This window comes from Marinobacter sp. MBR-105 (assembly GCF_053628895.1).
In genome coordinates, this window is sequence record NZ_JBRJHG010000012.1 from 82,513 (window position 1) to 96,484 (window position 13,972).

Annotated in this window: 10 protein-coding genes; 7 read left to right on the forward strand and 3 right to left on the reverse strand. The window is 55.2% G+C overall.

What is annotated here, in order from left to right:
• Positions 1-134 precede the first annotated feature (134 nt).
• Both ACSSVV_RS14495 and ACSSVV_RS14500 read right to left on the reverse strand, forming a co-directional pair.
• The gene (locus ACSSVV_RS14495; RefSeq protein ID WP_454106441.1) at positions 135-1,841 is read right to left on the reverse strand and encodes a hypothetical protein; all 1,707 of its coding nucleotides are present in this window, start codon (positions 1,839-1,841) and stop codon (positions 135-137) included.
• Positions 1,842-2,057: 216 nt separating this feature from the next.
• The gene (locus ACSSVV_RS14500; protein ID WP_031211230.1) at positions 2,058-4,229 is read right to left on the reverse strand and encodes a primosomal protein N'; all 2,172 of its coding nucleotides are present in this window, start codon (positions 4,227-4,229) and stop codon (positions 2,058-2,060) included.
• A 235-nt stretch (positions 4,230-4,464) separates the two neighbouring features.
• Here ACSSVV_RS14500 and rpmE point away from each other — a divergent pair, with 235 nt between their 5' ends.
• Both rpmE and ACSSVV_RS14510 read left to right on the forward strand, forming a co-directional pair.
• Positions 4,465-4,686, forward strand: coding sequence for a 50S ribosomal protein L31 (gene rpmE, locus ACSSVV_RS14505; protein WP_014420566.1), 222 nt, complete (start codon positions 4,465-4,467; stop codon positions 4,684-4,686).
• Positions 4,687-4,900: 214 nt separating this feature from the next.
• Positions 4,901-6,166 (forward strand): malic enzyme-like NAD(P)-binding protein, encoded by a 1,266-nt coding sequence (locus ACSSVV_RS14510; RefSeq protein ID WP_454106442.1) that lies wholly within the window; start codon positions 4,901-4,903, stop codon positions 6,164-6,166.
• 86 nt (positions 6,167-6,252) lie between these two features.
• On the opposite strand, the gene ACSSVV_RS14515 is transcribed toward ACSSVV_RS14510, so the two are convergent.
• The gene (locus ACSSVV_RS14515) at positions 6,253-8,793 is read right to left on the reverse strand and encodes a penicillin-binding protein 1A (protein WP_454106443.1); all 2,541 of its coding nucleotides are present in this window, start codon (positions 8,791-8,793) and stop codon (positions 6,253-6,255) included.
• 237 nt (positions 8,794-9,030) lie between these two features.
• Here ACSSVV_RS14515 and ACSSVV_RS14520 point away from each other — a divergent pair, with 237 nt between their 5' ends.
• The 5 genes from ACSSVV_RS14520 to pilQ all read left to right on the forward strand — a co-directional run bounded on the left by ACSSVV_RS14520 (position 9,031) and on the right by pilQ (position 13,943).
• Entirely contained in the window at positions 9,031-10,095 is a 1,065-nt protein-coding gene (locus ACSSVV_RS14520) for a pilus assembly protein PilM (protein WP_031211232.1), read from the forward strand.
• Positions 10,095-10,658 (forward strand): PilN domain-containing protein, encoded by a 564-nt coding sequence (locus tag ACSSVV_RS14525; RefSeq protein WP_011784346.1) that lies wholly within the window; start codon positions 10,095-10,097, stop codon positions 10,656-10,658. Before ACSSVV_RS14520 ends, ACSSVV_RS14525 begins: the two co-directional genes overlap by 1 nt.
• Positions 10,658-11,269 carry a type IV pilus inner membrane component PilO gene (gene pilO / locus ACSSVV_RS14530; RefSeq protein ID WP_023010977.1) on the forward strand — a complete coding sequence of 204 codons (612 nt, stop codon included), beginning with the start codon at positions 10,658-10,660 and terminating at the stop codon, positions 11,267-11,269. The genes ACSSVV_RS14525 and pilO overlap by 1 nt, the downstream gene beginning before the upstream one ends.
• Positions 11,270-11,271: 2 nt before the next feature.
• Positions 11,272-11,814: a pilus assembly protein PilP gene (locus ACSSVV_RS14535; protein WP_454106444.1), complete on the forward strand. Its 543-nt coding sequence runs from the start codon at positions 11,272-11,274 to the stop codon at positions 11,812-11,814.
• Between the two features lie 65 nt (positions 11,815-11,879).
• Entirely contained in the window at positions 11,880-13,943 is a 2,064-nt protein-coding gene (gene pilQ / locus ACSSVV_RS14540; protein WP_454106445.1) for a type IV pilus secretin PilQ, read from the forward strand.
• The last annotated feature ends 29 nt before the right edge of the window (positions 13,944-13,972 follow it).

A 13,972-nucleotide genomic window follows, 5' to 3' on the forward strand; every position in this document is an offset into this window, starting at 1 on the left:
GAATGACTCGGTTTGCAGAAGAATGGGTGTCAGGGCAGGGCGCCCGTTGAAAACAGAAGGGGCGTATTATCGCGGAAAGTTGGTGTGTAAGCAAAAAGCCCGGCGCTGGGGCCGGGCTTTCAATGGTTACACTTTTAATCTGTAATCGTGTATGTCTCGACGTACTTGGGGCCGCCGTACGGGGCAGGGGGCAGAACTTCGACTGTGAGTATACCTGAGTCGGAAGTATCATCGCCTTCGATTGTTACACACTGTCTGACCGGTGTGGTTCTGAAAGAGGTTGTGGTCGGGAAGGAGCTGTCGCCAACAATGCTTCCGTTTGTCGTTTTGAAGGTCACGGTTGTGTTGCCGGGCGGCGGACCTTGTACCAACGCACTGTTGCTATCGAAGAAATCGCCTGAAATGTCGAAGCAAATGCTTCCCGGTGAGAACGGCGTGGGTGAAACCGGAGTGATACCTATAATGTCGCTAGTGGCATACAAATGCGCTATCTCAAAAACTTCTTTGACATCTTTGGTGCACTGCCCTGCAGCTTCTGATGCGTCTGAACAGGCGGTGCCGTTGTAAATGCCATCAGCTGTGTCGAAGACTCCGTTCTGATTGTAATCAAATGGCTCTTCGTCGGTATCTCTCACCCCATTGTTATTGCGGTCCAAGAAGGCTTCTGAAATATCGTGTTCCGCAGGTATAAAAAGGTCCGTGCCAGCTGTGTAGATACCATTGCCGTCTAAATCTCGGAAGCTTTCCTCGCCAACGGTTCGTGCCAGAATTGCGATCACCCCGGAGTCCGGCCGTTTGGGGTCCTGGCTTTCCCAGTTAACCGTGCATCCGCCGTCGGACAGTTCGCACTCATTGGGTATCGACCCGCCAGAGGTAATGAAGTTGACGATCGAATTATTAATTTTGTTGTTGTAACGGTCGGCTGCTCTGATGTTGATGCCGACCAGAACACCATCATAACGGCGTGCATTGGGCAAGAAGTTCTCTTGTACTGAGATCGAGAAGCTGTCGCTGTCGGGAATGGAGGCGCTGATTGAGATCGGGTCAGACGTTGTCTGAATTCTATCGCCCGAAGGCAATTCGTAAGTGGCTGTCACGCTGACAATGGTTGCGACTGTACCCGCGTTAACGCCTGTCTTGGCGGTTCCGTCATTGGAGGTTCGTGGGGCGCTCTCTGTCAGATTGATGCCGCCCGAAGTCGTAGAAAGTGTTAGAGAAATTTCCTCATCAACAACTGGTTTACCGTTTGTATCTACAAGTTTGAATACTACCTCGGCCACGCTTTTCCGGGTGGAGTCTGCGCTGCCCCGAATTGCAATTGCTGAAGGCGTAACGCTCACGAATTCTAGGGTATCGATTTCTTGACTCGCAACATTTACAACAGCAGAGGCGGACGCGCCATTTTCGAGTCTGGCAGTGATTGTGTCTGCGCCGGAACAGCCTGCAGTGTAGGATGTGCTGATTTTTCCAGAAGTTGTTGTTAGGGGGCTGTCAATTTCAGCGGCTTCACACGTAGAGGAAATCGTAACTGTTGTCTCTTGTCCTGTAGCAAGGGTGTTTCCGTTGTTGGAGTCGACGACATTGAATTCAATTCGCGTGGTGCCGCCAGAGGACAGGTCGGATGCAGTGAGGCTTATCTGCCCTCCCTGGAAAGAATCGCCGCTGCCGGTGCCGAGTGCCAGAATGGTTTCCTGCTCAGGAGGAGTGCCGGTTCCTCCACCGCCTGTTTCCTCGCCCGGGTTGACAGGAGCCAAAGGCGAGGAGCTATCGTCACCCCCACAGGCCGCTAAAACAAAAGCCAGCGATAACGCCGACGCACGCGCAAGAAATTTCCCTGACATTTTCTATCTCCAGTTTTCGTTTACAGCAAAAGCCTTTTCGCTGCGTATTCCCTGCACGAGAACCGCAACCTCAGGTTTCTTTCTAGGTTTGTTGGTTATATGGCTGAAAATCATAGCACAGTCAATTCAAACGAAATGCTTACGAATGGGGAATTCTGAAAAAGATTGTAACGAATTGCATGGTGGGCGCTGTGTCACATTTTGGAGTATAGGGTATTACCCGGTCTCCTGAGGATCCACATCCACAATCCATTTAGTGCTTGCCGGCAGCTTGCTCTGATCCAGGTGCTGACAAAGGTGACTAAGCAAGTGGTTGAGTCGGCGCCGGCTATCGCTGACCAGTATCAGTTGCGCCCGGTGCCGGTCGGCTTTACGTGCAATTACCGCCGGTAGCGGCCCCCAAGTTTCTATGCCGCTCACTGCCGTCATGGGTTTAATGGTGTCCAGCAGGTGCAGGCTTGCCTGCATGGTGTCGGCTTCCGCGCGGAGTATGGCCATGGCGCGGAATGGTGGCAGGGCGCCGATTCGGCGTTCGGCCAGAAGTTGGTCTGCCAGAGCGGTATAGTTACCCTGACAGAGCGATTTCAATAACGGGTGGTCGCTGTGGCAGGTCTGGATAAGCACTTTGCCGGGTTTTTCGCCCCGGCCAGCGCGGCCGCTCACTTGCAAAAGTGTCTGCACCATCTGTTCCGGCGCCCGAAAATCGACACTGAACAGGCCTCCATCGGCGTTGACGACGGCAACCAGGGTTACGTTGGGAAAGTCATGGCCCTTGGCGAGCATCTGGGTGCCGACCAGTATGCAGGGCGCACCGCTGTTAACCTGAGCCAGTATATTCTGGATACTCCCTTTGCGCTGGGTGCTGTCCCTGTCTACCCGCACAATGGGGGTATCCGGAAACTGTTCGGCCAGGGTTTCTTCGGTGCGCTCTGTGCCCTGGCCTACGGGTTTGAAATTTTCACTCCGGCATTTGGGGCAGCTGTGGCTTGCAGCCATCTGGAAGTCGCAGTGATGGCAACGCATGGCTCTGTCCCGGCGATGGTATGTCAGTCGGGTATCGCAGCGCGGGCATTCCTCCATGTGGCCACAATCGAAGCACATCATGATGGGGGCGAATCCCCGCCGGTTCACAAATACCAGTGCCTGCTCACCTCGTGCCAGTGTTTCCTTTATAGCGTTCAGGGTGGGGCGCGAGAGGCCGGCTTCCAGAGGGCGGCTGCGGATGTCGAGCAGCTCCACTTCCGGAGGTGAGGCATTGCCAGCCCGTTGTTCCAGGCGGATAAGGTGGTATTTGCCTTGCCTGGCGTTGTGCCAGGATTCCAGCGAAGGCGTTGCTGAGCCCAGGATGACGGGGCATTGATTCAGGTGAGCCCGATAGACAGCAACGTCCCGCCCCGAGTAGCGAAACCCTTCGCCCTGCTTGTAGGAGTTGTCATGTTCTTCGTCCACAACAATGGCGCGAAGGTTCGTGAACGGCAGCAAGACGGCGGAGCGGGTGCCGATCAGAATAACCGGTTCCCCATGTCGGATTCTCAGCCAGGTAGCCAGGCGTTCGCTGTCGTTCAGGGCCGAGTGCCAGGCCACAATCCGGTTGCCGAAGTAACGCCGGAAGCGCTCGAGGGTCTGGGGCGTGAGGTTGATTTCGGGAACCAGTACCAGAGCCTGTTGGTCGTCCCGCAGTTTTTGTGTCAGGTAATGAAGATAGAGCTCGGTCTTGCCGCTCCCGGTGATGCCATAAAGAAGTGTGGCACTGAAGCGATCTGTAACCTGTGGTAATTCTTTGGCCGCTGCCAGTTGCGCGGGTGAGAGTCTGGGGCCGTCTACTGTGGCGATGCTTTCGCTGGAAGTCGGATGCTGTGGATCGCTCAGTTCGATAAGGCCTTTATCGTGAAGGCTTTTGATCTGAGGGCGGTTGAAGCCGGCTTTAACCAGTTCGCCGGTCGATATGCCGGGTGCGCGCTGGATGGCTTCCAGCAAGGCTTTCTGTCGATGGGCGTTGGCCGGCAGTGGGGCGATGTTTTGGGTGCCTTGCCAGTGTTCATCCTGTTTCTGCTGTGACGGCCGGCCTCGGCGTAATGCGGGAGGCAGAGCGGTGAACAGGCACTCACCCAAGGGGTGCTGATAGTAGTCGCTGGCCCAGCTAAGGAGTTGGAAGGTGGCTGTGGGTAAGGCGAGCCACGGCTCCAGCACTTCCAGGATCGGCTTGAGGGTAATGCCGTCTGGTGGTGTCACGCCGGTTTCCACCACAAGGCCGGTCAGGGTTTGCCTGCCAAAGGGTACTTTCACGCGTTGCCCGGGTGAGACTGTCATGGTCTCCGGGATTCGGTAATCAAAGAGTCGCCGGAGCGGGCGATTCAGGGCGATGCGAGCGGTTGAGGGCCGTGTCACGGTAACTGCGTATCCTGAAAGCGGGCAAAAGTAGGCTGGTTGCATGGTATCCGGACTGTTCCGGATGGCCAAGATACTTGCCTGTGGTCGGGTTTGTCAGTAAGATTCGCGGTCTGTTTCTGGCCGGGCTTGATTGTGCACGGTCTTTTCAATTGATTCAAACATGCGGTGCCTGGCACCTGGGCAGCTAAGATGCCCCGTGATCAGGTAGCGGCATGACCTAACGAGGTTCGCCATGAAAGAAGGTATTCACCCGAAGTACGAAGACATCACCGCTACCTGTTCCTGCGGTAATGTGATCAAGACCCGTTCTACCATCGGCCACGATCTGCAGCTGGACGTATGCTCCCAGTGCCACCCGTTCTACACCGGCAAGCAGAAGGTTATGGACACCGGTGGTCGTATCGATCGCTTCCAGAAGCGTTTCGGCAGCCGTATCGGTGGCAAGAAAGACTGATCCGCACCGGGATGTTGAAAAAAGCGCCTTCGGGCGCTTTTTTTGTGCGCCAATGAAAAATAAAAGTTGCCATATACGCAAAATGCACTATTGACTGTTCGCAAAATATTCGATTTCGGCTTGTCGTTTTGGGTCGGGCGCGCCATAATGGCGCGCTCCGTTGGGCGAGCTCCAGCGGGATTTACCTTTAAACGTGACAAACGGAACAGTGGCAATGTCTCAAGATCTGAAAGAAGCAGCCCTTGAATATCACGCCAAACCGCGGCCGGGTAAGCTGAGTGTTGAAATCACGAAGCCGACCCAGACTTCCCGCGACCTCTCCCTGGCGTACAGCCCCGGGGTTGCCGAACCGGTCCGCGAGATCGCGAAGGACCCCGAGAACGCTTACAAATACACAGCCAAGGGTAACCTGGTTGCCGTGATCTCTGACGGTACCGCTATCCTGGGTCTGGGTAATCTCGGCCCTCTGGCGAGCAAGCCGGTTATGGAAGGCAAGGGCGTACTGTTCAAGCGCTTTGCCGGAATTGACGTCTTCGACATCGAGGTTAATTCCGAAAGCCCGCAAGCGTTTATTGAAACTGTTGAGCGCATCGCCGATACCTTTGGTGGTATCAACCTCGAGGACATCAAAGCACCGGAGTGCTTCGAGATTGAGCGTGCGCTGATTGAAAAGTGTAACGTGCCCATCTTCCACGATGACCAGCACGGTACCGCTATCGTTACTGCGGCCGGCATGATCAATGCTCTTGAGCTGCAGGGCAAGAAAATTGAAGAGGCAAAGGTGGTATGTCTGGGCGCCGGTGCGGCCGCCATTGCCTGCATGAAGTTGCTGATCAGCTGCGGTATGCGCTCTGAGAACATCTTCATGCTCGACCGTAAGGGTGTGATCCACTCTGGTCGTGATGATCTGAACCAGTACAAGGCGATGTTCGCCAACGATACCGACAAGCGCACTCTGGACGACGCCATCGACGGCGCAGACGTATTCCTGGGTCTGTCCGGCCCGGATCTTCTGTCTGCCGAGCAGTTGGCGAAAATGGCACCGAACCCGGTGGTGTTTGCCTGTTCCAACCCGGATCCGGAAATCAGCCCGGAAGTGGCTCTGGCCGCCCGCGATGATCTGATCATGGCGACCGGTCGCTCTGACTACCCGAACCAGGTGAACAACGTGCTTGGCTTCCCGTTCATTTTCCGTGGTGCACTGGATGTGCGTGCAACCGCTATCAATGAGGAAATGAAGGTTGCCGCGGTGAACGCGATCCGTGAACTGGCCAAAGAGCCGGTGCCGCAGGAAATCTGTGAAGCCTACGGTGTTGATTCGTTCGAATTCGGTAAGGAATACATCATTCCAAAGCCGATGGATGTTCGTCTGCTGGAAGTGGTGCCGGCCGCCGTGGCCCGTGCTGCGGTAGATTCCGGTGTTGCGCGCAATCCGTACCCTGCGCATTACCCGCTGAAGTCTATGGACGACATCATCTGATCGGGATGTAGTCTGGCTTCAAAAAAAACCGGCGGAGATCCCGCCGGTTTTTTTGTGCGTCCTGCTTGGGGTGGTGCTGCGACAGATCAGAAGATCTGCCGTGACAGGTCGTCCCCGTTACCGTTGTCGCCGTTCCCTCTGATACTCTCGGCTGGCAGAGGCGAGGGTGCGTCTTCTTCCTTGAATATTTCGAACACGGCTTCTTCGCCGGGCCGGGCTCTTTCGCCGGTTTCCGGATTGATACGGATGTTCACGATGCCGTTGGGCCTGGGCATGGTGGCTGCTGGCTGGTCTGCCAGTGCTACTTTCATATAGTCGACCCATATCGGCAGTGCGGTACTGGCGCCATACTCGCCGCGACCCAGGGGAGAGGGTTGGTCAAATCCGACCCAGACGGTAGTTGCGATATCGTGGTTGAAGCCCGCGAACCAGGTGTCTTTCTGCTCGTTGGTGGTGCCCGTCTTGCCGGCAATGTCGCTGCGATTCAGGGCCAGGGCGCGACGTCCCGTTCCCCGGCGAACCACGTCCTGCATCATGGAGTGCATGATGTAGATTGATCGTTCGTCGGCCAGGCGTTGCATGATCCGTGGTTCGTTGGCGTTTTCCTCGGCTTCTGAGGCGGGTAATGCCATTCCCTCAATCTCGGGCGGTTGCTCCGGATTTTCCTGTTGGGTATCGACTGTCGGTGCGGATGAAGCTTCGCAATCCTCATCGCACAATAGGGTGTCCGGGGCTTCATAGACCACGGTGCCGTCCCATTCCTCGATTCGCTCAATCAGGTAAGGCTGTACGTCGTAACCGCCATTGGCTATCACCGCAAAGCCTCTTGCCAGCTCCATGGGTGTCAGCAGACCGCTGCCCAGAGAGAGTGAGAGGTTAGAGGGCATATTTTCAGTCGGGAGTTTGAGTTGCTCCAGATAGCTGAGGGTGGTGTTTATGCCAAGGTCTCTCAGCAGGCGGATGGAAACCAGATTGCGGGAGCGGTAAAGGCCCTCGCGCAAGGTGGTTGGTCCGTAGAACTGGCCCGATGAGTTTTGTGGCCGCCATGCGGTTTCAAGTTCGGAATCTTCGAACACAATCGGGGCATCGTTGTAGATGGTGGCGGGTGTTCTTCCGTTCTCCAGCGCGGAAAGGTACAGGAACGGCTTGAACGTAGAGCCTGGTTGACGGTTGGCCTGGGTGGCGCGATTGTATTTGCTCTGGTTGAAGCTGTAGCCGCCCGCCAAGGCTTCAATGGCGCCAGTTTTGGCCTCGAGAGAGATGAGCGCGCCCTCGATTCTGGGTGCCTGCGCCAGGGAAACCCGCAGTTCGGTGACTGCCTGAGTCGATACGCTCTCGCTCTCAGGCTCTGCTTCAGCGTCTGCAATCTGTGGCAGTTGGTCAACTTTGACATAGATGACGTCTCCGGGGCTGACCACCTCGGAAGGATTCTGTGGTTCGGGCCCGGTAATGCTCTCGGTGCGGAATCGGCGTGCCCAGGTCATGGTGTCAAAGGGCATAACGCCCGGCCCCAGGCGCCGGGTGTGCACTCTCACTTCATCCTTTTCGTCATCTATGGATGTCACAACGGCTGGTACCAGTGCTTCAACCCGCGGGTAGTTCTGCATCTGGTCCGACAGTTCAGCCGGGGTCAGGCCTTCAACATCAAATTGTCCGATGGGGCCTCGGAATCCGTGCCGGCGGTCATAGGCTTCGAGCCCTGCTCTCAATGCCTCGGTGGCAGTTTGTTGCTTGGTGCTGTCGACGGTCAGGGTCACGCTGTAACCGTCGGTGTAGGCGTTTTCCCCGTAGCGGCGAACCATTTCGGCCCGGGCCATCTCGGCCACATAGTCGGCATCCACTTCGGCGTCGCGAGTGTTATAGCTGGCGGTCAGCGGTGCTTTGCTGGCCAGAGACCAGGCGTCTTCGGTGATGTAGCCCAGGTCTTTCATCCTGCCGAGAATCCAGTTACGGCGGATCAAGGCTCGTTCCGGGTTTGCCAGAGGGTTATAGGCAGACGGGGCTTTGGGCAAGCCGGCCAGCATTGCCATCTGTGCCAGTGACAGTTCTGTCACCGGTTTGTCGTAGTAGACCTGGGCTGCGGCGGCGATTCCATAGGCCCGGTTACCGAGGTAGATCTTGTTCAGGTAGAGCTCAAGAATCCGGTTTTTATCCAGTTCACGTTCAATCTGAAGAGCCAGCAGTATCTCGTTGAACTTTCGGATGAAGGTCCGGTCGCGTGACAAAAAGTAATTTTTTGCAACCTGCATGGTGATGGTGCTGCCGCCAGACTGGATTTCTCCGGTGGTGATCAGTTCCACTGCAGCCCGCGTCAGGCCTTTAATGTCGACTCCGAAGTGCTCGTAAAAACGCGCGTCTTCCGCCGCCAGGAAGGCTTGTAACTGAATTGTAGGGATCTGTTCTATTGTGATCGGTGCCCTTCTCTTTTCACCGAATTCTGCTATTAATCTGTTGTCTTTGCTATACACCCGTAAAGGCGTCTGCAGCCGGACATCCAGCAATTGCTCGACCGGTGGCAGATTGGGCCGAAGATAAAGATACAGGCTTGAGGAAATAATAATGGCGACACTCAGGCCGGTAAGAATGAACCAGGCAAAAACGCGAGATGTACGCAACAAATGAGACATTTTTTTCTGACAACTGTTGGATATAGGTCTATTATTTGAGAAATTGCTTTAGGAAGGTTCGGTCGCCTCGCCGTCTGCAATGTCTCCCGAAATTCGAGAGATTGCATTGTAGACGGAATAAATAAGAAATTCTCTTACATAAAAAACACATAGAACGCCTCTGAAATGATCGCCTTTACAGGGAGTGGTTCAGGGGTTCCAACGCCGGGTGCATTTAACCAGGTATAGGGTGAGCGCGTGTTCGGATTACCAGGAAAAAAATCCAGTGCCGTCCTTGGGGTGGATATAAGCTCCAGTTCGGTCAAGCTGCTAGAGCTGTCAAAACATGGCGATCGATACAAGGTCGAGAGCTATGCGGTAGAGCCGTTGCCGGCCAATGCAGTTGTTGAAAAAAACATCACAGACGTCGAAGCGGTTGGGGAAGTGCTCAAGCGTGTCGCGTCCAAGTCACGTACCAGTGTGAAGCAGGTGGCTGTTGCTGTTTCCGGCTCGGCGGTGATCACCAAGGTTATCCAGATGGACGGTGGTCTCAACGAGTTTGAAATGGAAGACCAGATTGCGCTGGAAGCCGATCAGTACATTCCTTACCCCCTCGATGAAGTGGCGATCGATTTCGAAGTCCAGGGCCCGTCTGAATCCAACCCGGACCAGGTGGATGTGCTGCTGGCGGCCTGCCGTAAGGAAAACGTCGATATCCGCGAAGACGCCCTGGAAATTGCAGGGCTGACAACCAGGATTGTCGATGTGGAAGCCTACGCTCTGGAGCGCGCTTACAGTCTGATTGAGCCCCAGCTTGATTCTCAGGGCGAGGAGTTGGTGGTTGCCATCGTCGATATCGGTGCAACCATGACAACCCTGAGTGTGCTGGCAGAGGGCAAAACGGTCTATACCCGCGAGCAGATCTTTGGCGGAAAACAGCTGACGGAAGAAATTCAGCGTCGTTACGGGCTTTCGTTTGAAGAGGCGGGTCTGGCCAAGAAGCAGGGTGGTTTGCCGGACGACTACAACGAGGAAGTCCTGACCCCGTTCCGGGAAGCGGTTGTTCAGCAAGTGGCACGGGCGCTGCAGTTTTTCTTCGGCGCCAGTCAGTACAACGTGGTGGATTACGTGGTGCTCGCCGGTGGAACAGCGTCGATTCAGGGGCTCACGGAAATGGTGGAAGAGAAAACCGGAACGCCAACCCTGGTGGCCAATCCGTTTGCCAACATGGCGGTGGGTTCCCGGGTCAACGCCTCTGCGCTCAGCAATGATGCCCCCTCGTTGATGATTGCCTGCGGTCTGGCAATGAGGAGTTTCGACTGATGGCAAAGATTAACCTCAGGCCCTGGCGGGAAGAGCTTCGCGCGGAGAAGCAGAAGCAGTTTGTCGTGATGATACTGGGCGCCGTGATTATCGCGGGTGGCCTGGCTTTCCTCTGGAAATCGGATATGGACAGCCGGATTGCCTACCAGCAATCCCGTAATGCCTATATCGAGACTGCAACCAAAGAGCTGGACAAGCAGATCAAGGAGATCGAAAACCTCAAGCGTCAGCGCGATGAATTGCTGGCACGCATGCAGGTGATTCAGGATCTTCAGGGCAAGCGGCCGGTGATTGTGCGGGTGTTCGATGAATTGGTGAGAACCCTTCCAGACGGGCTGTACTACACCGATCTCAAGAAGACTGGCGAGCGACTCGACATCGTGGGTATGGCAGAGTCCAACAGCCGAATCTCGAACCTGATGCGTCAATTTGAGGATTCCGAATGGTTTGCCAATCCCAATCTGACCAATGTGGCCGCAGCAGACAGTGCCCGATCCGGCTACAGCCAGTTCAATCTCTCTGTCCAGCAGCGGACACCTGAGCCCGAAGGGGAGGATAACTGATGAGCCTCGCGGACTCTCTGAAAAGTCTTAACGAATTCGATATCAATGATCTTGATATCAACAATGCCGGCATCTGGCCGGCACCAGTCAAGGCTATTGTGGCGTTAATTGTCTTCGGCCTGATACTTGGTGGTGGTTACTGGTTCTTTATCAAGGATCAGTATGCCCAGCTCGATCGGGTGGAGCAGCAGGAGCAGGAACTCAAGCAGCGCTACGAGCAAAAGGCCTATCAGGTGGCGAACCTGGATGTATTCAAGGCCCAGATGGAAGAAATGGAAGAAACCTTTGGAGCACTGGTGCGTCAGTTGCCCAGTGAGACCGAGGTGCCTGGCCTGCTGGAAGATATTACCAATACGGCGTTAGGGAGCGGTTTGGCGCTGCAGGAAGTGAAGCTGCAGCCGGAGCAGCAGCGAGACTTCTATTCGGAGCTTCCCATTAATATTCGGGTGTCCGGCTCCTATCATGAGCTGGCCTCTTTCGTAAGCAGTGTGGCGAGCCTGCCACGTATCGTGACGCTGCACGATTTAACCATCAAACCAATTGGCGGAGACGGAGACCAGCTGGACATGCAGGTGGTTGCCCGTACTTATCGCTACCGGGCTGGAGAATGAGCATGACAGGAAAGCATGCGGGAAAAGCCTGGCTGGGTGTGTGTCTGGCGTCTTTGCTGACGGCTTGTTCCCAGGGAAACGGTTTCTCGGATCTCGACAAGTTCATGGCAGATACCCGGGCCAAGCCTCGGGGGCACGTGGAACCCTTGCCGGAGTTCAAGGCCTACGAGGCCTTTAGTTATTCGGCAGCAGATCGTCGGGCGCCGTTTGAGCCGCCAGTCGATGTTCAGCTTACCATGGTGGAAGAACAGCCGGTCAGTGATGTTGAGCCGGATCTGGACCGGCCCCGGGAAGTGCTCGAAAACTTTGACCTTAAGTCTCTGGCCATGGTGGGTACGCTTCAAGGGGTCGAGGGCAATCTGTTTGCCCTGATAAGAGACAGTGCGGGTGGTATTCATCGGGTACGCACCGGCAATTACATGGGGCAGAACTATGGCCGTATTGTAGGCGTCAGTGAAACCCGCATTGAACTGATCGAAATCGTTCCGAATGGCCGGGGTGGTTGGGTAGAACGCCCGCGCTCCCTGTCTTTGGATGAAGGCTGAGGAGCGGTAACGGTATGAATTCAAGAAACATGCACGAACAAACAGGTTTAGGGTCGAGGCTAGCGATGTTCAAAAAACTCAATGTCTGCGTAGGCGTGATTGCCATCGGGTTATGGAGCGGCCTGGCCAGCGCGGTCACGCTTCAGGACTTGTCGTTTTCGTCGCTGCCAGGGGAGCGGCTGGAAGTCACCATGCAGTTTGATGGCACGCCGCCTGAGCCTTCGGGCTATACCATAGAGCGGCCAGCCCGGATTGCGGTGGATCTTAAAGACACCACCAGCGCCTTGAACCAGCGCAGTATCCCGCTGGGTACAGGTAATGCTCAGAGCGTAACCGTGGTCGAAACCAAGGATCGCACCCGGCTGATCTTTAACCTGGTTGAATTGGTGCCTCACGATACCGTGCGTAACAGCAACTCTCTGGTAATGACGATTGGTGGTGAGTCCGATGCCGTCGCCTCCACCTCTTCTCAGCCGGCACAGCGTACGACAACGGCTTCTCCTGAATCGTCGAACGCGTTGGCCGGTGTCGATTTCCGTCGTGGTAAAGAGGGTGAAGGTCGGGTGATCGTCGATCTCGGTAGCAACACAGCGACCGTTAATCTGAACGAGCTGGGTGGTCGCATCCGTCTGACCATGCCTGACCTTCAGGTTCCGGCCGATTTGCGTCGTCGTCTCGATGTCACTGATTTTGCAACGCCGGTTACTCGTATAGACACATTTTTGGAAGACGGAAATGCGGTAGTGGAAATTCGCCCTGAGGGTGATTATGACTATATCGCGTATCAATCTGGTAGGGAGTTCACGGTAAGTGTTGAAGCGTTGAGTCAGGAAGAAGCGGAAGCTCGTCGCGAGGAGAAGTTCCCTTACACCGGTGAGAAGCTCTCCCTGAATTTTCAGGATATTGAAGTTCGTTCTGTACTTCAGCTGATTGCTGATTTCACCGGCCTGAACCTGGTTGCCAGTGACACAGTGGGAGGCAGCATCACTCTGCGTCTGCAAAATGTGCCGTGGGACCAGGCCCTGGACCTGATTCTCAAGACCAAAGGTTTGGACAAGCGTCAGATCGGCAATGTGTTGTTGGTTGCGCCTGCAGAAGAAATCGCGGCTCGTGAGAAACTTGAGCTTGAGACGACTAAGCAGATTGCTGAGTTGGCGCCGGTGCGGCTGGATATTATTCAGGTGAACTATGCCAAGGCAGCGGACGTGGTTGCTCTGATCCAGGCAGATGAAGAGCTGATCTCCTCTCGCGGCTTTGTATCTTCTGATGCCAGGACGAATACTATCAGTGTTCGCGAGACGGCAGAGAAGCTCGAGGAAATTCGCCGCCTGGTGTCTACATGGGATGTGCCCGTCCGTCAGGTGTCAATTGAGGCTCGGATTGTTCGCGCTCAGACAAACGTTGCGGAAGATCTTGGTGTTCGCTGGGGCGGTGCCGCCTACAATGTAGACGGTGATGATGTCATCACTGTTGGTGGTTCTCTTGGAACTCTGCAGGAAGCCAGAGATGCTGCAAGCGGTGGCAGCAACACTATCTCGTTCCCTGGTGCTCTGGGAGTGGATCTTGGTGTGAGTGGTGACGGTGCCTCATCCTTCGCCATCGGTTGGGGAAGTGATGACTTCTTGGTAGATCTTGAGCTCTCCGCTCTTGAGAGTGATGGTCGAGCGGAGGTGGTTTCTCAACCTCGGGTTGTTACTGCTGATCGCCAGACAGCATCCATCAAGTCTGGTGAAGAAATTCCATACCAGGAGGCGACATCTAGTGGTGCAACGAACATCGAATTCAAGGAAGCGGTGCTTTCTCTCGAGGTGACCCCGCAGATCACGCCCGATGACAAGATCATTATGGATCTCGTGGTCAATCAGGATTCCCGGGGCGAAGTAACCGCAGGCATCCCCTCTATCAATACTAACGAAGTGACAACTCAGGTGTTGGTTGCCAACGGTGAAACTGTTGTACTGGGCGGTATCTTCCAGTCTGAAGTTGCCACTCAGACCACGAAAACCCCATTCCTGGGTGATATCCCCTATCTCGGACGACTGTTCAAGCGCACCGAGCATATTGATGAACGCAGTGAGTTGTTGATCTTTATCACTCCGAAGATCATCAAGAACGACATACTGCAGTGAGACTGCTGTAATTCAAAAAAACCGCCGGT